This window comes from Klebsiella electrica (assembly GCF_006711645.1).
In the GTDB taxonomy this organism is placed as follows: domain Bacteria; phylum Pseudomonadota; class Gammaproteobacteria; order Enterobacterales; family Enterobacteriaceae; genus Klebsiella; species Klebsiella electrica.
Map to the genome: position 1 here is coordinate 4827817 of NZ_CP041247.1, position 24043 is coordinate 4851859.

Sequence of the window (24043 nt, forward strand, 5' to 3'; positions counted from 1 at the left end):
CCTTAATTAATCAACGTCCTGCCAGGCGAAGTGGCGCTGGCGGTCTGGGCTGTCTCTCCGCGCGGTGCCGACTGAAGCGGATGTTGCGTAAAGTAGTTACGCAGACCGTTATAAATGGCTTCGGCAATCTGCTGCTGGTAATTGTCGCTCCCCAACAGACGCTCTTCCCCGGTATTGCTGATAAAGCCGGTTTCCACCAGGATCGACGGGATATCCGGCGAGCGCAATACGCCAAGGCTGGCATGCTCAGGACGCCGTTTATGCAGATCGCCCACCCGCTGCAGCTGGCTTAAGACATCCGTTGCCACATCATAGCCAACGCGCTGAGAATGCCCGAACTGTAAATCCAGCACCGCCTGGCTGAGGTAGGGATCGGACTGGCTGTTCGCCAGCACATCGCCCGCCCCGCCGAGCAGTTCAGACTGCTTCTCATGCTGTTCGAGCCAGCCGGCCATCTCGCTGTTCGCACGACGGTTGGATAGCACCCATACCGACGCGCCGGTGGCATCGCGATTCGGTGCCGCATCGGCATGAATAGATACCAGGAAGTTAGCGTTTTGCTTACGCGCCACGTCCGAACGCCCCATCACCGAAATAAAGTAATCCCCATCGCGGGTCAACACCGGCCTGAATAGCGGATCGGCATTTAACAGCGCGCGCAGTTTGCGGGCGATGGCAATCGTGACATTCTTCTCTTTGGTGCCGTTCGGTCCAATCGCGCCAGGATCCTGCCCACCGTGACCGGCATCGATGGCGATAATCACCTTATCATCCGACGCCACCGCGCGGCTCACCGGGCGCGCCGTACCCTGGCTGCTGGTCATCGCCGTTTGTCGTTCGCTACCGGACGATTTGAACGGATTGCGCGCGGGTTCAGCCGGACGTAATGGCTGCACCGGCGTTTCAACCCGTTTAGCCACCACCGGCGGCGGTGGAGGTGGCGGCGGCGCATCGGCATTAATCGTGAAAACCACGGTGTAGTTTGAGCCGTTTTGCTGTTTCACCGCGCGCGTTTTACCATCTTCCGTCAGATCCACCAGCAGGCGCAGAGTCTGGGTATCCTGTGGCGTTCCCGCGCGAATGCTTTTCACCAGATTGTTGCCGCTAAACAGCAGCGGCAGCCCCTGCAGCACACCGCTCTGCTTAATATCCAGCGCCACGGTACGCTTGCCCTGCGGACTGAACGAGTATTCGGGATCGCCGATAAAGCTAATCGTAATACGGGCCTGCTGATCTCCATTGGCAACCTGGATATCGGATAAACTTGCCGCTGTGGCCTGAATGCTCAACAGCATCAGCGTCGCGGCCAGCCAACTGGTTATGCGATAGATCATCCCGTTATCCTTCAGGCTAAACGCGTCAATAAAGACTCACCCAATGCAGAGACCGCCGTTACGCGCGCCTCACGCCCTTGTGCCTGATACGCAAGATGGATTTCGACATCCGGCTCAGGCAAGACACCCGCACCTTGTTGCGGCCACTCCACCAGGCAGATGGCGTCGTTAGCAAAATAATCACGGATCCCCATAAATTCGAGCTCTTCAGGGTCCGCCAGACGATACAGGTCAAAGTGGTACACCATCAGATTGTCGAGCGTGTAGGGCTCCACCAGCGTATAGGTCGGGCTTTTGACATTCCCGCGATGGCCGAGCGCGTGCAAAAAGCCGCGGCTGAAGGTCGTTTTACCCGCCCCTAAATCGCCATACAGATAGATAACCGTCGCGCCAGTACAGGCATGCGCAATACGGTCACCAAGGTCTAAAGTTGCCTGCTCATCGGCTAAAGGAATCACTCGGTTAATCATGGTTCAGGTCAATCACATCCGGGTTAACAACACGCCTGAGCGTGGAAAAGAGATCGGTCGCCAGCATCCCGCGGCTGCCATAACGGGCAGCCAGGCGATCAGCGGCTTCACCATGCGCCACACAACCGGCGCAGGCAGCATCATACGGCGTCAGCCGTTGTCCTGACAGTGCGGCGATAATACCGGTCAGCACATCGCCCATTCCGCCGCTGGCCATCCCGGCATTGCCGGCATCGATAATACCCATCTCGCCTGCTTCGCTGGCCACTACCGTGCCCGCACCTTTCAGCACGACCACACCTCCGTACCGTTTTACCAGACGTTGCGCAGAAAGTAAGCGATCGCTTTCAATTTCTGCTACGTTGCAGTTCAACATACGGGCGGCTTCACCGGGGTGCGGCGTCAGCACACGATTGTGACGTTTATCGGGATTGATTGCCAGCAGGTTCAACGCATCCGCATCCCATACCATCGGCTTGCGACAATCCCACACCTGGCGCAGCGCCTGGGCTCCCCATTCGCGTTGTCCAAGGCCGGGGCCAATCGCCACCACATCGGCCCATTGCAGACTGTCATCAACACTCTGCGTCGTCAGCTCGTGGACCATTAATTCAGGTCTGGCGGCGACAACAGGGGCAATGTTTTCTTTGTGAGTGAGCACTCGCACCAAACCCGCGCCTGCACGTAATGCCGCTTCGCCGGCCATGCGGATAGCGCCGGCGGTACCGCGATCGCCGCCGATAATCACCAGCTTACCGTGATCGCCCTTATGCGATGTCCGACGCCTGGGAGGGAGCCAGTCGGCCAGCTGTGACGCATCGAAACGCCGTAGCGGCACCGTCTGCGCGGCCAGCCAGCTTTCGAGCCCCAGCGCGTGGTAGTACAAGCGGCCAACCACATCCCGGGCTTTACCCGTCAGCAGCCCGGGCTTGAGGCCGATAAAGGTGATTGTGCAGGCCGCATCTATCGCCGCGCCGGGGGTGCTACCGGTTTGCGCATTGAGTCCCGAGGGGATATCCAGCGCCAAAACCGGCGCAGGATGCACATTCGCACGCTGGATTAAGGTCGCGATATTTTCCCGCGGAGCGCTATGCAGCCCGGTGCCAAGCAGCCCGTCGATAATCAGAGAGATATCCTGTGGCCAGGGAATATCCGCGGCGTGAATGGTGCCACCGGCGCTCAGCCACGCATCACGCGCGGCGCGGGCTTCTTCCGGCAGCGGTTTTTCGCTCTCAAGGGCCAGCAGCGTGACGGCGATGCCGTCGGCCTGCGCCAGGCGTGCCACCACGTAGCCGTCACCACCGTTATTGCCATGACCGCAGAGGATAAGCCAGTGCCGGCTGGCAGGATAGTCGGCTCGCGCCCGCTGAAAAGCCGCTTCCCCGGCCCGCATCATCAGCTCAAACAGCGTCAGGCCCAGACTGTCCGCCGCCGCTTTTTCCGCGCGCCGCAGCGCATCCGCCGGCCAGATGAAGTGTGGTATACTTACAGGGTTTTTCGTCATTGTATGGTCCATCATGTCTCAGCCCCTCGATCTCAATAAGTTAGCGCAGCAAATCAAGCAATGGGGCACTGAACTGGGGTTCCAGCAGGTCGGGATTACCGATACCGATCTCAGCGCCAGCGAACCTAAACTGCAGGCATGGCTGGATAAACAATACCACGGCGAGATGGAATGGATGGCGCGTCACGGCATGATGCGCGCCCGTCCCCATGAGCTCCAGCCCGGTACGTTACGCGTGATCAGCGTGCGGATGAACTATCTCCCCGCCAACGCCGCTTTTGCCCGCACCCTGAAAGATCCCTCGCTGGGTTACGTCAGCCGGTATGCCCTCGGGCGTGATTATCATAAGCTGTTGCGTAACCGCCTGAAAAAACTTGGAGAGCTGATTCAGGAACAGTGTACTTCGCTCAATTTTAGACCGTTTGTCGATTCCGCGCCCATTCTGGAGCGCCCTTTGGCGGAAAAAGCGGGGCTTGGCTGGACCGGCAAGCACTCGCTGATCCTTAACCGCGATGCCGGATCGTTCTTTTTTCTCGGCGAACTGCTCGTTGATATTCCGCTGCCCATCGACAGCCCGGTGACGGAAGAGTGCGGCCGTTGCGTGGCCTGCATGACTATCTGCCCCACCGGTGCGATTGTCGAACCCTATACCGTTGATGCCCGCCGCTGTATCTCTTATCTGACCATTGAGCTGGAAGGGGTCATTCCCGAGGAGCTTCGCCCGCTTATCGGTAACCGCATCTACGGCTGCGATGACTGCCAGCTGATTTGCCCGTGGAACCGCTTCTCGCAGTTAACCGACGAAGCGGATTTCAGCCCACGCCAGGCGCTGCATGCGCCGCCGCTGATAGAACTGTTTGCCTGGAGCGAGGCGCATTTTCTGAAGGTGACGGAGGGGTCTGCCATCCGCCGGATTGGCCATCTGCGCTGGCTACGCAATATTGCCGTCGCATTGGGCAATGCGGCCTGGGATGAGGCACATCTTACCGCGCTGGAAAGTCGCCGAGGTGAGCACCCACTACTCGATGAACACATTGACTGGGCGGTGGCGCAACAAATTGACAAACGCAATGCCAACGTCGTCGAAGTGCAATTGCCGAAGAAACAGCGTCTGGTCCGGGTGATTGAGAAAGGGTTGCCGAGAGATGCCTGATTCATTCACAGGCTGTGAATAAAAACAAAAACACATTGCGTTTCAACACGCAGACGTTCGTCAAGTGATCGCATTAACACTTTGGAATGAAATTTTATTATTAAATATCAAATAGATATATTTATATCATTCAAAAACTGAAGTTTTTCGACGTCAGACGGCGAGAGTTTAATCTGTGGATAACTCTGTTTACAGTATTTTTCTTTCGACAGTGGAAAGCATCCCCTGTGCGACTTTGCACTGTGGATAAACTCAATTCGTGGAGAAATGCGGATGCTGGAAATAAACGGGCCATTTGCCTCTAACCTTTTGATTTCACGATATTTTTTGAAATACGGACGGCAGAGAGGTAAGGATTATGGACTAGCTTCACGCGGATAGCAAGCCTTACGCCAGAAAAATTTCCCTCCAGGCGGATACCCCGCACGACAGGCCCCACCGCAGCAGCAAATCCAGAAGCGACGGATGCAGTGCCTGTCGTCGATAGAAAACCCGCTTAATTGTTCAAAAAATAAACTTGCAATATTCGTTCCCCCCCCTATATTGTATCCATTGGATACAATATAGGGAATGCACAATGCCGTCACCGCAACTCAACAACGACATCGGTTACCAGCTACAGCTCGCGACGTTGACGTCCAATCACGAGGCAAGGCAGGAACTGGTCGATCTACAACTGACCCCCGCTCGCGTCACCGCCCTGGTCCATATTCGCGAACAACCAGGCTGCGATCAGACTGAGCTAGGCCAGCGGCTGCTCGTTAATCGCGCGGCAGGGATGAAGATAGCAAACGCACTCGCTGAAGCCGGTCTGATCGAGCGCAGTGAAGGGCGCGATCGTCGCAGCCGCGGCCTGACTCTGACGCCGCACGGAAAACAGGTGCTCACCGATGCCACCCACCGGCTTGCGCGAGCCAGCGATCGAACCTGTCAAGGTTTGACCGCAGAGGAGCGTGAGCAACTGCTGCACCTGCTCCAGAAACTCAATGCCTCAAGACCGTCGGAGATGGCTCAATCCCCGGAGACTGAGGATGTATCCACCCCCCTTCCCAGCTTGCCGTAACAGGAGAGAACGCTATGAACGAGAAAGATGTCGTGTCGGTCCGTATCGAAGATCGTATCGCCTGGGTCGATTTCGCCCGCCCCGACAAGCGCAATGCCATGAGTCCAACGCTCAACCGCCGCATGATGGAAGTACTTGATGAAATTGAATTCGACGATCGGATCGGGGTGCTTGTACTCGGTGGTGAGGGGTCGGCCTGGTCTGCGGGAATGGATCTGAAGGAGTACTTCAGGGAAACCGAAGCTCAGGGGCTGCGCGGCACCCGGCAGTCCCAGCGTGAGTCCTACGGCTGGTTCCGCCGTCTGCGTTGGTTTCAGAAACCGACCATCGCGATGGTTAACGGCTGGTGCTTCGGCGGCGGCTTTGGTCCCCTGTTCGCATGCGACCTTGCCATCGCGGCCGATGAAGCCCAGTTCGGCTTATCGGAAATCAACTGGGGAATTTTGCCCGGCGGTGGCGTCACCAAAGTCGCGGTAGAACTGCTCCCGTTTCGCGACGCGATGTGGTTGACCCTCACAGGAGAACGAATCGACGGCAGGAAGGCGGCCGAATGGCGATTGGTCAATGAAAGCGTACCGCTGGAACAGCTGAAGGAACGTACCCGCGAGGTTGCCGAACTGCTGTTGAAGAAAAACCCGATCACACTCAAGTACGCCAAGGATGCGGTACGCCGCGTCGGCGCCATGACCTACGACGAGGCGGAAGACTACCTGGTTCGCCTGCAGGAAGCGGCCAACAGCTTCGACCCTGATGGCCGCAAGGAAGGTATTCGCCAGTTCATTGATGAGAAGAGTTACAAGCCGGGGCTCGGCGGCTACGACGTGAGCAGAAACAAACCGGGGTAATACCGTCTACCGCAGGTGTCCAGAAACCTGCGGGAGCAGAAGCCTGGCGACACGTTGCCAGTCCATGTCTGTGGTTCAATAATGAGGATCTCAGCACCATGTTTCTACCCGATGATTCAATTTCGCTACATGCGCGCCTCTCCCCGACCCGGTTGGCAGCGCGCGATCTAAGCACTGGACAAACATGGACCTATGCTGACCTCAATGGCCTCACCGATCTGCTGGCAGCGCAACTGCGTGAACGGGGTTGCCAGCCCGGCGATCGGGTGGCGGTTCTGGCGCGGAATTCCGTTTCACTGGTCGCCCTCCACTTTGCCTGTTCGCGTGTCGGGGCCATCTATGCCCCGCTGAACTGGCGACTCAACGATAGCGAACTCCAGTCGCTGATAGCGCTTGCTGAACCCCGGCTGCTGCTGGGTGACGACATGGCTGCACGCTTTCCCGCCGCCATTGCGCTGGACAGTTTCGTGCGCGAAGCCAGCTTACGAGCGCCCTTAGCGCAGGGCTTTGCGTCCGGGCCCGATCGCCTCAGCGTGCTGCTGTTTACTTCCGGGACATCAGGCCAGCCTAAGGGCGTAATGCTGACCGAAGACAATCTACGGCAGAGCGCGATCAATTTCAGCGCCTGTACCCGGGTAGGGCCCGATAGCTGCTTTTTATGCGATGCCCCGATGTTCCACGTCATTGGCCTGGTCATCAATATCCGATCCGCGTTTATGCATGGCGGTTCCATCCTTGTGTCAGATGGATTCGAGCCGGAACGGACCCTGAACTGGCTGTCGGACCCGCAGCTTGCTGTCAGTCATTATGTTGGCGTCCCACAAATGATGGAGGCATTCCGCAGCCAGCCCCAGTTCGACCCGGCCCCATTACGCCGCCTGACGGCTGTGGTGACCGGTGGCGCCCCCCACCCGGTCAACAGCCTCGTCGCCTGGCTGGACGACGGCGTAGCAATGGTACCCGGCTTTGGCATGAGTGAAGCCGGAACGGTATTCGGCATGTCGGTCGAGAAAGAGGTCATTCGCACCCGCCCTGGATCCGTCGGCTTGCCAGGACCGACTGTTCAGACGCGTATTGTCGACATTGACGGGCATGACTGCCCGCCCGGAACGCCCGGCGAATTATGGCTACGCGGTCCTAATCTTTTTTCCGGTTACTGGCGGGATGCGCAAGCCACCGACAGGGCGTTTGATGCCCATGGCTGGTTTGCCACTGGCGACGTTGTTCTGTGCGATGAAGAGGGCTTTTTCTGGATTGTCGATCGCAAGAAGGACATGTACATCTCCGGCGGAGAAAACGTCTATCCGGCCGAAATCGAGAGGGTACTGGCACAATACCCGGCTATCGCCCAATGCGCGGTCGTCGGCGTACCCGATCCCCAGTGGGGAGAGGCCGGGTATCTGGCGGTCGTTGCCGCACAGCCCGAATTACGGGAAGACGAGGTGCGAGCGTTTCTGAGCGCACGTCTGGCCCGCTACAAGATCCCCCGATATATCCAGATCGTAGCCGAACTCCCGCGCACGGCGACCGGAAAACTACAGAGAGCGCGGCTCAGAGAATTGTTCCGCAACGCGGAACATTGACGCCGACACCAGATCGGCCACCACGCCTCAGGAGGATTCTGTCATGCAACAAGCAGCCTGCCGCCGCTCGATACGGTCCATGATACCTCACCCGCATGTCTGGTTACCGTCAGCGCTGGCGCTGGCGTCCTGCCCGGCGCTTGCCCAGGACGTCCCGCAGTCCGTCTCCATGCCGACGGGTATCAACACAGGAGGGACCAGTTTTCTGGATGGCTTCACCCGCACAACGCCTGGCTGGGGAATGGCCCTTTACCTGCGGCATACCCATGCGAATGCGATCAAAGACCGCGATGGCAAAGACTCTCCCGCGTTTCGCGATCCCCGGATCGACGTCACGGCAGGTCAGGTCCAGTTCATCTACGCCAGCGATCGCAAAGTCTTCGGCGGAGTGCTCGGTCTGAATATGATCGGCACCCTGGTGAATCTGGACAGTTCATTTGCCCATGACAGTCCGGCGAAGCTCAGCGATAACGGTTTCGGGGTCGGAGACTTCACTTTCGGCCCTTACATTCAGATGTTACCGGTGATGCGCGACGGAAGACCGGTGTTTTCACAGCGTTTCGAACTCAGCGCTATTGCGCCGGTCGGTAGCTTCGATCGTAGCCGCAACCTCAACCAGAGTTCCGGACAGTGGTCGGCATCGGCAGTGTGGGCCATGACCGTACTGCCCACACCGGAGTGGGAACTGAGTACCCGTCTCAACTACATCTACAATTTCCGTACCAGCAAGGCCGCGAATGTACCGGAACTCAACGGATTTCGCTTTCACAACGGTCAGGCCGGCGACGCGGCATGGGTCAACTTCGCCGCCTCCCGCGAGATCATTCCCGACGTACGCCTGGGGATAAACGGTTACTACCTCAGACAATTACACGATGACCGAACCAACGGTCAGCGCGTGCAGGGAACGCGCCAGAGCGGGTTCTACCTGGGGCCGGGGGCGTCGTGGAAGTGGAAGAGCGGTGATCTCCTTAACGTCAATCTGTATTTCCCTATAGAGGTCAAAAACGCCAGCGCGGGTAGCAGCCTGAACGTGCAGTACATTCATACCTTTTAAAAAATGGCGCTGCGATCGGCGCATACAGGTCAATCATACGATCCGTGGACAGAGGCTTCCCGTCTGGAAGGGTTACTGGCCACCTGTTTAAAACTGGAGCTATCAGCATGAATCAGCACGCCCTTACCATCGTTAATGTTGCCCGCTGGAACGGATGCCTTTTCAACGGCGAGTGGATTGCCTCAGGGTCCGGTACGCTGCAGGTGCAAGAGCCCGCTACCGGACAGCCTCTGCATGTTGTCGGACGCGCCGGGGCCGAAGAGGTCGCAACTGCCGTTATCGCGGCTCGCGCGGCGCAACGAGACTGGGCGGCCACACCGCCGCGTGAACGCGCGGCGGTCATGCTGCGTGCCGCCCAGGCCCTCGACGCCGAACGCGCGGAAATTGCCGCCTTAATTGCGCGGGAGACTGGCGGGGTTTTCGCCAAGGGTCAGCTGGAGGTTGCCGAAGCCATCGTCCAGTTCCAGAAAGCGGCCGCCATTCCGCTGCAACCATCAGGGGAGGTCCTACCGAGCCGATCGGGGCGGCTGAGTCTCGCGCGACGCCTGCCGCTTGGCGTGGTTGGCGTAATCTCACCTTTCAACTTCCCGCTGGTATTGGGTCTACGCTCCGTCGCGCCAGCGCTGGCGCTTGGCAACGCGGTGATTCTCAAACCGGACCCCCGCACCCCCTTCAGCGGCGGCGTCGCGATCGCCGCTGCGCTGGAGCAGGCCGGACTGCCCAAAGGGCTGCTGCATATGCTGCCCGGCGCAGCCGATGCCGGACAAGCGCTTGTGGAGGCCCCTGGGGTCCCGATGATTGCCTTTACCGGCTCAACGGCGGCAGGACGCAAGATCGGTGAACTCGCCGGTCGCCACCTGAAGAAGGTTTCGCTGGAGCTGGGGGGGAAAAATTCGCTGATTGTTCTTGATGATGCGGATATCGATCGCGCGGCATCAGCGGTGGCGTTTGGCGGATGGTTCCATCAAGGGCAGATCTGTATGGCTACCGGTCGCGTCCTTGTGCAGCGCTCGCTGGCTGCTGAACTCACCCGCCGCCTGGTCGAAAAAGCCTGTCGATTATCCGTTGGCGATCCTGCGACAAGCCAGGCTGCGCTCGGCCCAGTCATCGATAAACGTCAGCTCGAACATGTGGTTGAGGTGGTTCGTGATTCTGTCGCACAGGGGGCGGTGGTTGAGGCGGGCGGCACGTATGAAGGCTTATTTTACCTGCCAACGGTATTGTCGGGAGTGGCTCCCGGCGTACGGGCCTATCAGGAAGAGGTGTTTGGGCCTGTCGTCAGCGTTATCCCGTTTGATACCGACGAGGAGGCCATCGCGCTGGCCAATGACACTGAATATGGTCTGTCCGTCGGCATTCTTTCCGGCTCGGTCGGGCGTGCTCTGGCGCTGAGCGAACGTCTGAATACCGGCTTGCTGCATATCAACGACCAGACCGTTGTTGACGAAGTGGTTAACCCTTTCGGCGGCAGCGGTGCCTCCGGTAATGGTACCAGCGTCGGCGGGAGCTCGGATCTTGATCTCTATACCCACTGGCAATGGGTCACGATCCAGGACCAGATCCCACAATATCCGTTCTGACCTGAACCAGGAGACATGTTTATGCCTGACATCCTTGCTGCCGTCGCCCGCATGCCGGGCGGCGAACTGTCGCTGGAAACCCTCTCTATCGACGAGCCTCGCGCCAATGAGATCCTCGTACGAGTGGTGGCCACTGGCGTTTGCCATACCGATCTGGTTGCTCGCGATCGGCAATTACCGGTCCCCTTCCCGGTGGTCCTCGGTCATGAGGGCGCCGGCATTGTCGAGAAGACCGGCAGCGCGGTGAGCAAAGTCGCGCCCGGCGATCCGGTCGTTATGACCTTTGCTTCCTGCGGCCACTGCCCGAGTTGTCTGGATCATGCCGCGGCCTATTGTCACCAGTTCTTTCCACGGAACTTCTTCGCCGTCCGCCCGGATGGCAGCACGACTCTGTCGGCCGCAGGCGAGAAGATACACGGAAATTTCTTTGGTCAATCTTCCTTCGCGACATTCGCCATCTGCGATGAGCGCAATATCGTCAAGGTCCCCGCCGATGTGCCGCTGGAACTCCTTAGTCCCCTGGCCTGTGGGATTCAGACGGGTGCCGGTTCAATCCTCAATGTATTGCGCCCTCAGGCCGGAGAACGCATTGCGGTGTTCGGCGTCGGTTCCGTCGGTTTAAGTGCGATTATGGCCTGTCGGTTGGTTGGCGCAGGCACAATCATCGCTGTAGACCGGCATGACAGCCGTCTCGCCTTAGCGAGGGAACTGGGGGCGACCCACACGATCAACGGCGGTGACAAGGATGCCGATGAAGAGATCCGCGCCATTACCGGCTACGGTGTGGATTATGCGCTGGATACCACCGGCAACGCACTTGTCGTACGCCAGGCCGTCGAATCACTGGCTCCGCGTGGAGTCTGCGGCATTGTCGGCGCATCAAACCAGGAAGTCACCTTAGACCTGACCCGGCTGATGTCGGCAGGTCGCAGCGTGCGGGGCATCGTTGAGGGCGAAAGTACCCCGGACGTCCTTATCCCTCGCCTGATCGATCTTTACCGCCAGGGGCGTTTTCCGTTCGATAAGCTGGTGACGTTCTACCCGTTCGAACAGATCAATCAGGCCATCCACGATTCCGAACGAGGCGTAACGGTCAAGGCTATCGTTCGCATGCCATCCTGTTTCACGCAGGCGGTGCCGACGCATCGGTGTTGATGAGCTTAAAAATGGATAGTAAATATCACAGGAACAGGGGTTTTTAGTCGACGCAGCATGGATGAAAAGAGGCGTGATGCTCTGTTTCCAGTGGCTTATGGATTGTGTGGAATTTTATGGAAGTAAATCTGGAGCGGGAAACGAGACTCGAACTCGCGACCCCGACCTTGGCAAGGTCGTGCTCTACCAACTGAGCTATTCCCGCTTGGGTGTGGTGACTTTCAAATTTTGGAGCGGGAAACGAGACTCGAACTCGCGACCCCGACCTTGGCAAGGTCGTGCTCTACCAACTGAGCTATTCCCGCTTGGGTATGGTGCTTTCAAATTTTGGAGCGGGAAACGAGACTCGAACTCGCGACCCCGACCTTGGCAAGGTCGTGCTCTACCAACTGAGCTATTCCCGCGTACTTCTTGCCATATTTCTATGGCGTCGTGATGTGCATTTCTGCTTCGTCACGGGAGGCGCATTATACGAGAATTCGATTTACCTGCAACCCCCCAGCGAACACTTTTTTGCGTTTTTTGTCTGAATGGACATTTTATCGCCAGACACACTGCCAAATTGTACAAATAAGCATCTGACAAGGCAAAATAACTTTTTCCAGCCGGGCGAAAGGCGCAAAATCGCTCAGATTTGCGGGTCCGCTACCCGCTAACGGTCAATAACCATGACATACAGGGAAATTCAGATGACAAGAGCGCTTTCCGTCCTGCTGCTGACCACGCTGCTTGCTGCAGGGGCAGCATCCGCGACGACGCTACATTTCGGCACCACGACGGCCAATCCGCCCTTTGAAACCGTGAATGCGAAAAACCAGCCCTCGGGATTTGATATCGATCTGGCCAAAGCGCTGTGCAAACAGATGCAGGCCGAATGCAAATTTACCCCTCAGGACTTCAATACCCTGATTCCCGCGCTGCGTTTTAAAAAATTCGATGCCATCATTGCCGGCATTGAAGTTATTCCCATGCGCGAAAAGCAGGTCGCCTTTACCCAGCCCTATCGTCAGACGCTCTCCGGCGTGGTGGTGACGGCAAAAGGGGCGGCCCATCGCTTCGCCGATCTGCAGGGCAAGAAACTCGGCGTCGTGAAAGGCACCGTCCACCAGCACTATCTGCACGATACACAAAAAAGGGTCAACGTCATCGGGTACGACAATGACGCCAGCGCATTGGCCGCGTTGAAAGACGGGAGCGTGAATGCCGTGATGGGCGACCAGACGACCCTCGACCCGTGGCTGCAGGATAATCCGGATTACGCCATGATGGATGAACGCGCGACCGACCCGAAATACTACGGCAAGCAATATGCCATTGCGGTACGTAAAGACGATCCGGAGCTGCTCAATGCCATGAACGCTGCGCTGGAGGTGGTTAAGGCATCGCCTGACTTCCAGGTGATGGAACAGAGGTGGTTTAAATAAGCTAGCGACGCCGGGGCCATTGGACCCCGGCGCCGGTATTACAGCTTGATAAAGTTCTCGCGATAGTAGGCCAGCTCCGCTACCGACTCGCGGATATCATCCATCGCCTGATGGGTACCCTGCTTTTTAAAACCACTAAGGATTTCCGGCTTCCAGCGGCGCGCCAGCTCTTTCAGCGTGCTGACGTCAAGGTAGCGGTAGTGGAAATACGCTTCCAGCTCCGGCATATATTTGAACAGGAAGCGGCGATCCTGACCAATGCTATTCCCGCAAATCGGTGATTTCCCGGCAGGAACCCACTGCTTGAGGAATTCAATCGTCGCCAGTTCCGCTTCGCGATCGCCCTGGGTGCTGGCCTTAACGCGTTCAACCAGTCCGCTTCCGGTATGCGTGCGCACGTTCCACTCATCCATCAGCGCCAGCTGCGCATCGGACTGGTGAACCGCAATCGTCGGCCCTTCCGCCAGAATATTCAGGTGCGCATCGGTCACCAGAGTGGCGATTTCAATAATGCGATCGCGCTCAGGATCCAGCCCGGTCATTTCGAGATCGATCCAAATCAGGTTGTTTTCATCTGCACTCATGCTATTTTCCACCCATAATTTTACAATTCTGGCCCGTAAAACTTCAGGATGCAGGCAAAACAACGTACCAGCATCTTGCAAGATGACGGGTCGATATTCATCTTAGATAGCGTGTATCATAGAGGTTTTGCCCACTCAGGGCGACCAGGAGCCAGTTCGATTGAGTAAAAATAAACTCTCCAAAGGCCAACAGCGCCGCGTGAAGGCCAACCACCAGCGCCGCCTGAAAACGACTTCGGAGAAGGCCGATTACGATGACAACCTGTTTGGTGAAACCTCTGAAGGGATCGTCATCAGCCGCTTTGGCATGCATGCCGATGTCGAATCCGCCGATGGCAGCGTTCACCGCTGCAACATTCGCCGCACGATCCGTTCGCTGGTCACCGGCGATCGCGTCGTCTGGAGACCCGGTAAAGATGCCGCCGACGGCGTCAATGTGAAAGGGATTGTCGAAGCGGTACACGAGCGGACTTCCGTCCTGACTCGTCCGGACTTTTACGATGGCGTTAAGCCTATTGCCGCCAATATCGATCAGATAGTGATTGTTTCCGCGATCCTGCCCGAGCTGTCTCTGAACATTATCGACCGCTATCTGGTCGCCTGCGAGACGCTGGACGTTGAACCGCTGATTGTGCTCAATAAGACCGACCTGCTGGATGCCGACGGCATGGCCTTCGTGAACGAGCAGATGGATATCTACCGCGGCATCGGCTATCGCGTACTGATGGTTTCCAGCCGTACTCAGGATGGCCTCAAGCCGCTTGAGGAAGCGCTCACCGACCGTATCAGTATCTTTGCCGGGCAGTCCGGGGTGGGGAAATCCAGTCTGCTGAACGCGCTGCTGGGTCTGCATGAAGATCAGATCCTGACCAATGACGTGTCTGACAACTCAGGACTGGGCCAGCACACCACCACCGCCGCGCGCCTCTATCACTTCCCGCACGGCGGCGATGTCATTGACTCCCCTGGCGTTCGCGAATTCGGCCTGTGGCACCTGGAAGCGGAACAAATTACCCGCGGCTTTGTCGAATTCCATGATTATTTAGGCCGTTGTAAATATCGCGACTGCAAGCATGATAGCGATCCGGGCTGCGCCATTCGTGAAGCGGTAGAAAATGGCCACATCGCCGAGAGCCGTTTTGCAAACTATCACCGTATTCTGGAAAGCATGACTCAGGTGCAGGTAAAAACGCGTAAAAGCTTTTCATCATCCGATGACTGACATTTAAGCTGAGCATCGTTAGAATCGTCCCCTTTTTTCAGGGCCCCGCACGTTGACGGGGTCAGGAACGACAAATCATGGCCTGGAGGCTACCTTGTTAAACGATCTTAAACTTTCACTGCAATACATTCTGCCTAAACTGTGGCTCACCCGCCTCGCAGGCTGGGGTGCGAGCAAACGGGCGGGTTGGCTGACAAAGCTGGTCATCGATCTGTTCGTGAAATGCTACAAGGTCGATATGAAAGAGGCGCAAAAGCCCGATACCGCCAGCTACCGTACCTTTAACGATTTCTTCGTGCGCCCGCTGCGCGAAGATGCCCGTCCGTTGAACACGGACCCTAACGTGCTGGTCATGCCTGCCGATGGCGTTATCAGCCAGTTGGGCGCTATCGAAGACGACAAAATTTTGCAGGCCAAAGGCCACAACTACACGCTGGAAGCGCTGCTGGCGGGGAACTACCAGATGGCCGATCTGTTCCGCAACGGCACCTTCGCCACCACCTACCTGTCGCCGCGTGACTACCACCGCGTGCACATGCCGTGCAACGGTATCCTGCGTGAAATGATCTACGTTCCGGGGGATCTGTTCTCCGTTAACCACCTGACCGCACAGAACGTTCCGAATCTGTTTGCCCGTAACGAGCGCGTCATCTGCCTGTTTGATACTGAGTTTGGCCCGATGGTGCAAATTCTGGTGGGGGCGACAATTGTTGGCAGCATTGAAACCGTGTGGTCCGGTACGGTGACCCCGCCGCGTGAAGGCGTCATCAAACGCTGGACCTGGCCGGCGGGCGACAGCGAAGGTTCCGTCGCGCTGCTGAAAGGCCAGGAGATGGGCCGCTTTAAGCTCGGTTCGACGGTAATCAACCTGTTTGCCCCGGGCACAGTGCAACTGGTTGAACAGCTGCACAGCCTCTCCGCTACCCGACTCGGCCAGCCGCTGGCGACGGCCGTAGAGACCATGTCCGCGAGCGCAGACGACGTCAGCCCACTGAGCGACGCGACGCAAGACGAAGGTTAATTGCTGACAAAAAAAGGTTACGCCGTGCGCCTGATATATATTTTCCTGCTGGCCTGGAGCCTCAGTCTGGGGGCGTACGCAGCGACAGCCCCCGATGCGAAACAGATCGCTCAGGAACTGGAACAGGCGAAGGCGGCAAAACCCGCTCAGCCTGGTACCGTTGAAGCGTTACAATCTGCGCTGAACGCGCTTGAGGAACGCAGCGCCTCCCTTGAGCGCGCGCGCCAGTATCAGCAGGTGATTGATAACTTCCCCAAACTGTTCCAGACCCTGCGTTCGCAAATCAATAACCTGGCCGATGAACCGCGCCAGGTCTCAACCAGCCTCTCCACGGATGCGCTGAACCAGGAAATCCTGCAGGTCAGCAGTCAACTGCTCGAAGCCAGTCGCCAGGCCCAGCAGGAGCAAGAACGCGCCCGCGATATCGCCGATTCGCTTAACCAGCTTCCGCAGCAGCAGAGCGACGCGCGTCGCCAGCTCAATGAGGTTGAGCGCCGCGTCGGCGCGCAAACCAGCAATACGCCGCTGGCACAGGCCCAGAATCTGGGTCTGCAGGCGGAATCTGCGCGCCTGAAAGCGCTGGTCAACGAGCTGGATCTGGCCCAGCTGTCAGCGAACAATCGTCAGGAGCTGTCGCGGATGCGCGGCGATCTGGCGCAGAAGCAGGGCAAGCTGCTCGACGGCTATCTGCAGGCGCTGCGTAATCAGCTTAATAGCCAGCGTCAGCGTGAAGCGGAAAAAGCGCTGGAAAGCACCGAGCTGCTGGCGGAGAACAGTGAAAACCTGCCGCCGGAGCTGGTGGCCCAGTTTAAAGTCAACCGCGAACTCTCGCAGGCGCTGAACCAGCAGGCCCAGCGTATGGATCTGGTAGCTTCGCAGCAGCGTCAGGCGGCCAACCAGACGCTGCAGGTGCGCCAGGCGCTGAATACCTTGCGCGAGCAGTCGCAGTGGCTGGGCTCCTCCAATCTGCTGGGCGAAGCCCTGCGCGCCCAGGTGGCCCGTCTGCCGGAAATACCGAAACCGCAGCAGCTGGATACCGAGATGGCGCAGCTGCGGGTGCAGCGTCTGCATTATGAGGATCTGCTTGGCAACCAGCCGCAGCTACGCCTGATTCACCAGGCGGACGGCGAACCGCTCACCAGCGAACAAAACCGCATTCTGGAAGCTCAGCTGCGCACGCAAACTGAGTTGCTTAATTCGCTGCTGCAGGGCGGCGATACGCTGATCCTGGAACTGACCAAGCTGAAAGTCTCCAACGGCCAGCTTGAAGACGCGCTGAAAGAGATCAACGAAGCAACCCACCGCTATCTGTTCTGGACGTCGGATGTCAGCCCGATTGATTTTTCATGGCCGCTGGATATCGTCCATAATCTGCGCCGTCTGGTCTCTCTCGATACGATAAGCCAGCTGGGCAAGGCCAGCGCCATGATGTTAACCAGCAAGGAGACGCTGCTGCCGCTGTTTGGCGCGCTAATCCTGGTCGGCTTCAGCATCAGCTCGCGCCGCCACTTTACCCGCTTCCTCGAACGCTCCAGCGCCCGCGTCGGTAAAGTGACGCAGGATCATTTCTGGCTCACGCTGCGCACGGTGTTCTGGTCGATTCTGGTGGCCTCTCCCCTCCCCGTGCTGTGGATGACGCTGGGCTACGGTCTGCAATCGGCATGGCCCTACCCGCTGGCGGTCGCGATCGGCGAAAGCGTCACCGCCACGGTGCCGCTGCTGTGGGTGGTGATGGTTTGCGCCACCTTCGCGCGTCCAAACGGCCTGTTTATCGCGCATTTCGGCTGGCCGCGCAGTCGCGTCAGCAAAGCCATGCGCTACTACCTGATGAGCATCGGCCTGATCGTCCCGCTGATTATCGCGCTGATCATGTTTGATAATCTCAACGACCGCGAGTTTTCCGCTTCGCTCGGCCGTCTGTGCTTCCTGCTGATTTGCGGGGCACTGGCGCTGGTCACCCTGAGCCTGAAGCATGCCGGCATCCCGCTGTATCTCGATAAAAGCGGCAGCGGCGATAATATGGTTAACCGCATGCTGTGGAACCTGCTGCTCGGCGCGCCGTTAATCGCCATGCTGGCGGCGGCGATCGGCTATCTGGCCACCGCTCAGGCGCTGCTGGCCAGGCTGGAAACCTCCGTTGCTATCTGGTTCCTGCTGCTGGTGGTCTACCACATCATTCGCCGCTGGATGCTGATTCAGCGCCGCCGGCTGGCCTTCGATCGCGCCAAACATCGCCGGGCGGAAATCCTTGCCCAGCGCGCTCGCGGTGAAGATGACGTGGTGCATTCCAGCAGCCCGGAAGGTTCTGCGGAAATCGAAGTGAGCGAAGTCGATCTTGATGCTATCAGTACGCAGTCCCTGCGCCTGGTCCGTTCGCTGCTGATGCTGGTCGCGCTGGTCTCGGTGATCGTCCTGTGGTCAGAAATTCACTCCGCCTTCGGTTTCCTCGAAAATATCTCGTTGTGGGACGTCACCTCGACGGTGCAGGGCGTTGAAAGTCTGGAGCCGATTACCCTCGGCGCCGTGCTGATTGCCATCCTGGTGCTGATTATCACCACCCAGCTGGTGCGAAACCTCCCGGCGCTGCTGGAGCTGGCTATCCTGCAACACCTCGATCTCACCCCGGGGACCGGGTATGCCATCACCACCATTACCAAATATCTGCTGATGCTGATTGGCGGCCTGATGGGCTTCTCGATGATTGGGATTGAATGGGCGAAGCTGCAGTGGCTGGTCGCCGCGCTCGGCGTGGGGCTGGGCTTTGGTCTCCAGGAAATCTTCGCCAACTTTATCTCCGGCCTGATCATCCTGTTTGAAAAGCCGATACGTATTGGCGATACGGTGACGATCCGCGATCTGACCGGCAGCGTCACCCGCATCAATACCCGGGCAACCACCATCAGCGACTGGGACCGTAAAGAAATTATCGTGCCTAACAAGGCCTTTATCACCGAGCAGTTTATCAACTGGTCGCTCTCTGACTCGGTCACCCGCGTGGTGTTAACCATCCCGGCACCGGCAGATGCGAGTACGGAAGAAGTCACGCAGATCCTGATAGCCGCCGCCCACCGCTGTTCGCTGGTGATAGACACGCCAGCGCCGGAAGCGTTCCTCGTCGACCTGCAGCAGGGGATTCAGATTTTCGAGCTGCGTATCTACGCCGCCGAGATGGGGCATCGTATGCCGCTGCGCCACGAGCTACACCAGCTGATTCTGGCCGGCTATCGCGAACACGGTATCGATATGCCGTTCCCGCCGTTCCAGATGCGTCTGGAAAGCATCGATGGCAGAAAAAGCAGCCGCGCGCTGACCTCGGCAGGGAGATCCAGCCGCACGGCAGGGAGCCTGTAAGACGAATCGCGCCGGTGCAGTGCGCTATCCGTTAACCCATCGCCGCGCTTCCCTTAGCCCGTTTGCTAAGGGAAGCCGCCAGGCAAATCAGGCGCGATCGACGGTAAAGGCAATCACTTCGCTGATGCTTTCGGCACCCAATGCCAGCATCACCACGCGATCGACCCCCAGCGCGACGCCGGAACAGTCCGGCAGCCCGGCGGCCAGCGCATCCAGCAGATTCCGATCGATAGGCTGCTGCGGCAGACCGCGAGCGGCACGTTTGCGGTTGTCCTGCTCGAAACGCTGCTGCTGTTCACGCGCGTCGGTCAGTTCGTGGAAACCATTCGCCAGCTCAATGCCCTTGTAATAGACCTCAAAACGCTCCGCCACGCGGTGATCTTCGGTGCTGATTTGCGCCAGAGACGCCTGGCTGGCCGGGAAGTGATAGACAAAGGTCGGGCGATCTTTACCAATATGCGGCTCGACGCCCATGGTAAACAGCAGCTGCAGCAAGGTATCCCGGTCTTCTTCCGTATCGGCAATATTACTCAGATCGAGCTTCGCCGCCGCCTCGCGCAGCTGCGTCTTATCGGCCGACAGCGGATCAAGCTCAAGGTGACGCAGAAACGCCTGCTGATAAGAGAGGCTTTCCGCCGGCTGGCACTCCAGCACCTGCTGCAGCAAATCATCGACTTCGTTAATCAGACGGTACATGTCATAGCACGGACGATACCATTCCAGCATCGTGAATTCCGGATTGTGGTGCCGCCCCATCTCTTCATTGCGGAAGCTACGACACAGCTGGAATACCGGGCCACAGCCCGCGGCCAGCAGGCGCTTCATATGGTATTCCGGGCTGGTCATCAGATAGAGATCCATCCCCTGGGAATAGCCAGGGCCGACGAAACGGGTCTGGAACGGAAACAGGTGAATATCCGTCACCGTAGCCTGACTCATGCAAGGCGTCTCCACCTCCAGTACGCCGCGATCGCTAAAGAAACGGCGAATTTCCGCCATTATCGCCGCGCGTTTCAACAGGTTGGGAATGGACGCGCTCGGCTGCCAGGTTGCCGTCTCGCTCATGTTACTTTCTCCGATTTCATACAAGGGCACGAAGTCTACTCGTAACCGTCGGGTGAAACAAATTTTGTGCGAACCGGCGCTCCTGCGGCAGACGGGAAACCTGTTGCCGAAGAGAATTCATCACCAGAGCTGATAAACCAGCGTACATATTGACAAAAAAATCGAACACATCAATTTTCCCCACCAACCCTACGGCTATACTCCTTTACCTATAAAGGAGCAGTGATACTTTTTCGCCAGTCCGGCGGCGAAATAAACAAAAACTGGAGGAATGTCGTGCAAACTTTTCAAGCCGATCTTGCTGTTATTGGCGCTGGCGGAGCGGGTCTTCGCGCCGCTATTGCCGCGGCGCAGGCAAATCCACATGCCAAAATCGCACTGATTTCAAAAGTCTATCCCATGCGCAGCCATACCGTTGCGGCCGAGGGAGGTTCTGCTGCCGTTGCACAGGATCATGACAGCTTTGAGTACCATTTTCACGATACCGTCGCCGGCGGCGACTGGCTCTGCGAGCAGGATGTCGTCGATTACTTTGTTCACCACTGCCCCACGGAAATGACCCAGCTTGAGCAGTGGGGATGTCCGTGGAGCCGCCGTCCGGATGGTAGCGTCAACGTGCGCCGCTTCGGGGGGATGAAAATCGAACGCACGTGGTTTGCCGCCGATAAGACCGGCTTCCATATGCTGCATACCCTGTTCCAGACCTCCCTCCAGTTCCCGCAAATTCAACGCTTCGATGAACACTTCGTCCTCGACATTCTGGTCGACGATGGGCAGGCCCGTGGCCTGGTGGCGATGAACATGATGGAAGGTTCGCTGGTCCAAATCCGCGCCAACGCGGTGGTGCTGGCGACCGGCGGCGCGGGACGTGTCTATCGCTACAACACCAACGGCGGCATCGTCACCGGCGACGGAATGGGGATGGCGCTGAGCCACGGCGTACCGCTGCGCGATATGGAGTTTGTCCAGTATCACCCCACCGGCCTGCCGGGTTCCGGCATTCTGATGACCGAAGGCTGCCGCGGTGAAGGCGGTATTCTGGTCAACAAAAATGGCTACCGCTATCTGCAGGATTACGGCATGGGTCCGGAAACGCCGCTGGGCGAGCCTAAAAACAAATATATGGAGCTCGGTCCGCGCGACAAAGTCTCCCAGGCCTTCTGGCACGAATGGCGTAAAGGTAACACCATCCCGACGCCGCGCGGCGACGTGGTCTATCTCGACCTGCGTCATCTCGGTGAGAAAAAACTGCTTGAACGCCTGCCGTTTATCTGCGAGCTGGCTAAAGCCTATGTCGGCGTTGACCCGGTGAAAGAGCCGATTCCGGTCCGCCCGACCGCCCACTACACCATGGGCGGCATTGAAACCGACCAGCAGTGCGAAACGCGGATTAAAGGCCTGTTCGCGGTTGGAGAATGTTCTTCCGTCGGCCTGCATGGCGCCAACCGCCTCGGCTCCAACTCGCTGGCGGAACTGGTGGTCTTTGGTCGCCTCGCCGGTGAACAAGCCATAAAACGTGCAGCAGAAGCCGGGGAAGCCAACGTCAATGCGCTGGACGCGCAGGCTGCCGATGTAGAAAAACGTCTTAACCATCTCGTCAATCAGGAAGGTAACGAAAACTGGGCGAAAATTCGCGATGAAATGGGACTGTCGATGGAAGAAGGCTGCGGTATCTATCGCACGCCGGAGCTGATGCAGAAAACCATCGATAAGCTGGCGGAACTGCAGGAGCGCTTTAAGCGCGTGCGCATTACCGACAACTCCAGCGTCTTCAACACCGACCTGCTCTACACCATCGAACTGGGCCATGGCCTGAACGTCGCTGAATGTATGGCGCACTCCGCGATTGCACGTAAAGAGTCACGCGGTGCGCACCAGCGTCTGGATGAAGGCTGCACTGAACGTGATGATGTCAATTTCCTCAAACATACGCTGGCCTTCCGCGATGCGGATGGCACTACGCGCCTGCAATACGGCGAGGTGAAAATCACCTCTCTGCCGCCGGCGAAACGCGTATATGGCGCAGAAGCGGAAGCAGCCGAGAAGAAGGAGACGGCAAATGGCTGAGATGAAAAACCTCAAAATTGAAGTGGTGCGCTACAACCCGGAAGTGGACACCGCACCGCACAGCGCGTTCTATGAAGTGCCTTATGATGAACAAACCTCGTTGCTCGACGCACTGGGTTATATCAAAGATAACCTCGCGCCGGACCTCAGCTATCGCTGGTCCTGCCGCATGGCTATCTGCGGTTCCTGTGGGATGATGGTCAATAAAGTGCCGAAGCTGGCCTGTAAAACCTTCCTGCGCGAATACACCAGGGGCATTAAGGTTGAGGCGCTGGGCAACTTCCCGATTGAACGCGATCTGGTGGTCGATATGACCCACTTTATCGAGAGTCTGGAGGCCATTAAGCCCTATATTATTGGCAACCCGCGCACACCGGATCAGGGGCCAAACAAACAAACCCCGGCGCAGATGGCCAAATACCATCAGTTTTCTGGCTGTATCAACTGCGGCCTGTGCTACGCCGCCTGCCCGCAGTTTGGTCTTAATCCGGAGTTTATCGGCCCGGCGGCCATCACCCTCGCCCATCGCTACAACGAAGACAGTCGCGACCATGGCAAGAAGGAGCGTATGGCGCAGCTTAACGGTCAGAACGGCGTCTGGACCTGTACCTTCGTAGGCTATTGCTCGGAAGTCTGTCCGAAGCATGTCGATCCGGCAGCCGCCATTCAGCAGGGCAAGGTAGAAAGCTCGAAAGACTTTCTTATCGCGACCCTGAAACCACGCTAAGGAGTGCATGATGACGACTAAACGCAAACCCTACGTGCGGCCGATGACGTCCACCTGGTGGAAAAAACTGCCGTTTTATCGCTTCTACATGGTGCGTGAAGGAACCGCAGTGCCAACGGTATGGTTCAGTATCGTGCTGATTTACGGTCTGTTTGCCCTGAAAAATGGCGCAGAAAGCTGGGCTGGCTATGTCGGTTTCCTGCAAAACCCGGTGGTGGTGATCCTGAATCTGATCACTCTTGGCGCCGCGCTGCTGCACACGAAAACCTGGTTTGAGCTGGCGCCGAAAGCCGCCAGTATCATTATTAAGGGTGAAAAAATGGGGCCAGAGCCGGTGATTAAAGGGCTTTGGGTGGTGACCGCGCTGGTGACCGTGGTGATCCTGTTTGTTGCCCTGTTGTGGTAAGGAGGCTGAAATGATCAATCCCAACCCGAAACGTTCCGATGAACCGGTATTCTGGGGGCTGTTTGGCGCAGGCGGTATGTGGGGCGCGATTGTCGCGCCGGTCATGGTGCTGCTGGTCGGCATTCTGCTGCCGCTAGGCCTGGCGCCAGGCGATGCATTCAGCTACGAGCGCGTGCTGGGCTTTGCCCAGAGCCTGGTGGGCCGCGCGTTTATCTTTCTGATGATCGTCCTGCCGCTGTGGTGTGGGCTACACCGCATCCATCACGCCATGCACGACCTGAAAATTCACGTTCCGAATGGTAAGTGGGTCTTCTACGGCCTGGCCGCGATCCTGACCGTGGTGACGCTGATTGGCGTGTTATTTATTTGACCTCCCTGAAGCCCGATAGCATTCTGTTATCGGGCTCTCTTTTGCAGAAAATATCCCCCGCT

At 58.0% G+C, this 24043-nt stretch carries 20 protein-coding genes and 3 tRNA genes; 15 read left to right on the forward strand and 8 right to left on the reverse strand.

Annotation, left to right across the window (positions count from 1 at the left end):
- Positions 1–2 precede the first annotated feature (2 nt).
- Genes amiB through nnr form a run of 3 tightly spaced genes read right to left on the reverse strand, consistent with a single transcriptional unit; the run spans position 3 to position 3308 of the window.
- Positions 3–1334 carry an N-acetylmuramoyl-L-alanine amidase AmiB gene (gene amiB / locus Electrica_RS23075; RefSeq protein ID WP_131049393.1) on the reverse strand — a complete coding sequence of 444 codons (1332 nt, stop codon included), beginning with the start codon at positions 1332–1334 and terminating at the stop codon, positions 3–5.
- A gap of 11 nt (positions 1335–1345) precedes the next feature.
- Positions 1346–1804, reverse strand: coding sequence for a tRNA (adenosine(37)-N6)-threonylcarbamoyltransferase complex ATPase subunit type 1 TsaE (gene tsaE, locus Electrica_RS23080; RefSeq protein WP_131049392.1), 459 nt, complete (start codon positions 1802–1804; stop codon positions 1346–1348).
- A complete protein-coding gene (nnr, locus tag Electrica_RS23085; RefSeq protein ID WP_167686257.1) occupies positions 1797–3308 on the reverse strand; it encodes a bifunctional ADP-dependent NAD(P)H-hydrate dehydratase/NAD(P)H-hydrate epimerase in 1512 nt (503 codons plus the stop codon). Before nnr ends, tsaE begins: the two co-directional genes overlap by 8 nt.
- Positions 3309–3321: 13 nt before the next feature.
- Here nnr and queG point away from each other — a divergent pair, with 13 nt between their 5' ends.
- From queG to Electrica_RS23120, 7 genes are all read left to right on the forward strand, one after another.
- On the forward strand, positions 3322–4461 hold the full coding sequence (queG, locus tag Electrica_RS23090; RefSeq protein WP_141965515.1) for a tRNA epoxyqueuosine(34) reductase QueG: 1140 nt from the start codon (positions 3322–3324) through the stop codon (positions 4459–4461).
- Between the two features lie 577 nt (positions 4462–5038).
- A complete protein-coding gene (locus Electrica_RS23095) occupies positions 5039–5524 on the forward strand; it encodes a MarR family winged helix-turn-helix transcriptional regulator (protein ID WP_131049390.1) in 486 nt (161 codons plus the stop codon).
- Between the two features lie 14 nt (positions 5525–5538).
- Positions 5539–6369: a p-hydroxycinnamoyl CoA hydratase/lyase gene (locus tag Electrica_RS23100; protein ID WP_100685549.1), complete on the forward strand. Its 831-nt coding sequence runs from the start codon at positions 5539–5541 to the stop codon at positions 6367–6369.
- Between the two features lie 98 nt (positions 6370–6467).
- Positions 6468–7952: an AMP-binding protein gene (locus tag Electrica_RS23105; protein WP_141965517.1), complete on the forward strand. Its 1485-nt coding sequence runs from the start codon at positions 6468–6470 to the stop codon at positions 7950–7952.
- Between the two features lie 43 nt (positions 7953–7995).
- On the forward strand, positions 7996–9009 hold the full coding sequence (locus tag Electrica_RS23110) for a SphA family protein (protein ID WP_131049388.1): 1014 nt from the start codon (positions 7996–7998) through the stop codon (positions 9007–9009).
- A 107-nt stretch (positions 9010–9116) separates the two neighbouring features.
- Positions 9117–10589 carry a benzaldehyde dehydrogenase gene (locus Electrica_RS23115; protein ID WP_141965519.1) on the forward strand — a complete coding sequence of 491 codons (1473 nt, stop codon included), beginning with the start codon at positions 9117–9119 and terminating at the stop codon, positions 10587–10589.
- Between the two features lie 21 nt (positions 10590–10610).
- Positions 10611–11744, forward strand: a complete 1134-nt coding sequence (locus Electrica_RS23120) for an NAD(P)-dependent alcohol dehydrogenase (protein ID WP_141965521.1) — start codon at positions 10611–10613, stop codon at positions 11742–11744.
- Between the two features lie 129 nt (positions 11745–11873).
- Here the strand turns inward: Electrica_RS23120 and Electrica_RS23125 are convergent.
- The 3 genes from Electrica_RS23125 to Electrica_RS23135 all read right to left on the reverse strand — a co-directional run bounded on the left by Electrica_RS23125 (position 11874) and on the right by Electrica_RS23135 (position 12148).
- Positions 11874–11949: transfer RNA gene (locus tag Electrica_RS23125), tRNA-Gly, on the reverse strand.
- A 24-nt stretch (positions 11950–11973) separates the two neighbouring features.
- Positions 11974–12049: transfer RNA gene (locus tag Electrica_RS23130), tRNA-Gly, on the reverse strand.
- 23 nt (positions 12050–12072) lie between these two features.
- Positions 12073–12148, reverse strand: a tRNA-Gly gene (locus Electrica_RS23135).
- 285 nt (positions 12149–12433) lie between these two features.
- Here Electrica_RS23135 and Electrica_RS23140 point away from each other — a divergent pair.
- Positions 12434–13168, forward strand: coding sequence for a transporter substrate-binding domain-containing protein (locus tag Electrica_RS23140; protein WP_131049386.1), 735 nt, complete (start codon positions 12434–12436; stop codon positions 13166–13168).
- A 38-nt stretch (positions 13169–13206) separates the two neighbouring features.
- On the opposite strand, the gene orn is transcribed toward Electrica_RS23140, so the two are convergent.
- On the reverse strand, positions 13207–13752 hold the full coding sequence (orn, locus tag Electrica_RS23145) for an oligoribonuclease (RefSeq protein ID WP_100685744.1): 546 nt from the start codon (positions 13750–13752) through the stop codon (positions 13207–13209).
- Positions 13753–13912: 160 nt separating this feature from the next.
- Between orn and rsgA the strand changes: the two genes are divergently transcribed.
- The 3 genes from rsgA to mscM all read left to right on the forward strand — a co-directional run bounded on the left by rsgA (position 13913) and on the right by mscM (position 19346).
- Positions 13913–14974: a small ribosomal subunit biogenesis GTPase RsgA gene (rsgA, locus tag Electrica_RS23150; RefSeq protein ID WP_141965523.1), complete on the forward strand. Its 1062-nt coding sequence runs from the start codon at positions 13913–13915 to the stop codon at positions 14972–14974.
- Positions 14975–15068: 94 nt separating this feature from the next.
- Entirely contained in the window at positions 15069–15995 is a 927-nt protein-coding gene (gene asd / locus Electrica_RS23155) for an archaetidylserine decarboxylase (RefSeq protein ID WP_131049385.1), read from the forward strand.
- A gap of 24 nt (positions 15996–16019) precedes the next feature.
- Entirely contained in the window at positions 16020–19346 is a 3327-nt protein-coding gene (mscM, locus tag Electrica_RS23160) for a miniconductance mechanosensitive channel MscM (RefSeq protein ID WP_131049384.1), read from the forward strand.
- An 87-nt stretch (positions 19347–19433) separates the two neighbouring features.
- Here the strand turns inward: mscM and epmA are convergent, their stop codons facing one another.
- Positions 19434–20411 carry an elongation factor P--(R)-beta-lysine ligase gene (gene epmA, locus Electrica_RS23165; protein WP_131049383.1) on the reverse strand — a complete coding sequence of 326 codons (978 nt, stop codon included), beginning with the start codon at positions 20409–20411 and terminating at the stop codon, positions 19434–19436.
- A gap of 276 nt (positions 20412–20687) precedes the next feature.
- Between epmA and frdA the strand changes: the two genes are divergently transcribed.
- Genes frdA through frdD form a run of 4 tightly spaced genes read left to right on the forward strand, consistent with a single transcriptional unit; the run spans position 20688 to position 23981 of the window.
- Positions 20688–22478, forward strand: a complete 1791-nt coding sequence (gene frdA, locus Electrica_RS23170) for a fumarate reductase (quinol) flavoprotein subunit (protein ID WP_131049382.1) — start codon at positions 20688–20690, stop codon at positions 22476–22478.
- A complete protein-coding gene (gene frdB / locus Electrica_RS23175; RefSeq protein WP_131049381.1) occupies positions 22471–23205 on the forward strand; it encodes a fumarate reductase iron-sulfur protein in 735 nt (244 codons plus the stop codon). Before frdA ends, frdB begins: the two co-directional genes overlap by 8 nt.
- 10 nt (positions 23206–23215) lie before the next feature.
- Positions 23216–23611 carry a fumarate reductase subunit FrdC gene (gene frdC, locus Electrica_RS23180; protein ID WP_100685749.1) on the forward strand — a complete coding sequence of 132 codons (396 nt, stop codon included), beginning with the start codon at positions 23216–23218 and terminating at the stop codon, positions 23609–23611.
- A gap of 10 nt (positions 23612–23621) precedes the next feature.
- Complete coding sequence (frdD, locus tag Electrica_RS23185; RefSeq protein WP_100685750.1) at positions 23622–23981, forward strand: fumarate reductase subunit FrdD; 360 nt, start codon at positions 23622–23624, stop codon at positions 23979–23981.
- Positions 23982–24043 lie beyond the last annotated feature (62 nt).

What these genes read in the sequence shown, in the direction of transcription:
- amiB (WP_131049393.1), bottom strand. Translation starts at nt 1,334, where the DNA reads ATGATCTATCGCATAACCAGTTGGCTGGCCGCGACGCTGATGCTGTTG.
- tsaE (WP_131049392.1), bottom strand. Translation starts at nt 1,804, where the DNA reads ATGATTAACCGAGTGATTCCTTTAGCCGATGAGCAGGCAACTTTAGAC.
- nnr (WP_167686257.1), bottom strand. Translation starts at nt 3,308, where the DNA reads ATGACGAAAAACCCTGTAAGTATACCACACTTCATCTGGCCGGCGGAT.
- queG (WP_141965515.1), top strand. Translation starts at nt 3,322, where the DNA reads ATGTCTCAGCCCCTCGATCTCAATAAGTTAGCGCAGCAAATCAAGCAA.
- Electrica_RS23095 (WP_131049390.1), top strand. Translation starts at nt 5,039, where the DNA reads ATGCCGTCACCGCAACTCAACAACGACATCGGTTACCAGCTACAGCTC.
- Electrica_RS23100 (WP_100685549.1), top strand. Translation starts at nt 5,539, where the DNA reads ATGAACGAGAAAGATGTCGTGTCGGTCCGTATCGAAGATCGTATCGCC.
- Electrica_RS23105 (WP_141965517.1), top strand. Translation starts at nt 6,468, where the DNA reads ATGTTTCTACCCGATGATTCAATTTCGCTACATGCGCGCCTCTCCCCG.
- Electrica_RS23110 (WP_131049388.1), top strand. Translation starts at nt 7,996, where the DNA reads ATGCAACAAGCAGCCTGCCGCCGCTCGATACGGTCCATGATACCTCAC.
- Electrica_RS23115 (WP_141965519.1), top strand. Translation starts at nt 9,117, where the DNA reads ATGAATCAGCACGCCCTTACCATCGTTAATGTTGCCCGCTGGAACGGA.
- Electrica_RS23120 (WP_141965521.1), top strand. Translation starts at nt 10,611, where the DNA reads ATGCCTGACATCCTTGCTGCCGTCGCCCGCATGCCGGGCGGCGAACTG.
- Electrica_RS23140 (WP_131049386.1), top strand. Translation starts at nt 12,434, where the DNA reads ATGACAAGAGCGCTTTCCGTCCTGCTGCTGACCACGCTGCTTGCTGCA.
- orn (WP_100685744.1), bottom strand. Translation starts at nt 13,752, where the DNA reads ATGAGTGCAGATGAAAACAACCTGATTTGGATCGATCTCGAAATGACC.
- epmA (WP_131049383.1), bottom strand. Translation starts at nt 20,411, where the DNA reads ATGAGCGAGACGGCAACCTGGCAGCCGAGCGCGTCCATTCCCAACCTG.
- frdB (WP_131049381.1), top strand. Translation starts at nt 22,471, where the DNA reads ATGGCTGAGATGAAAAACCTCAAAATTGAAGTGGTGCGCTACAACCCG.
- frdC (WP_100685749.1), top strand. Translation starts at nt 23,216, where the DNA reads ATGACGACTAAACGCAAACCCTACGTGCGGCCGATGACGTCCACCTGG.
- frdD (WP_100685750.1), top strand. Translation starts at nt 23,622, where the DNA reads ATGATCAATCCCAACCCGAAACGTTCCGATGAACCGGTATTCTGGGGG.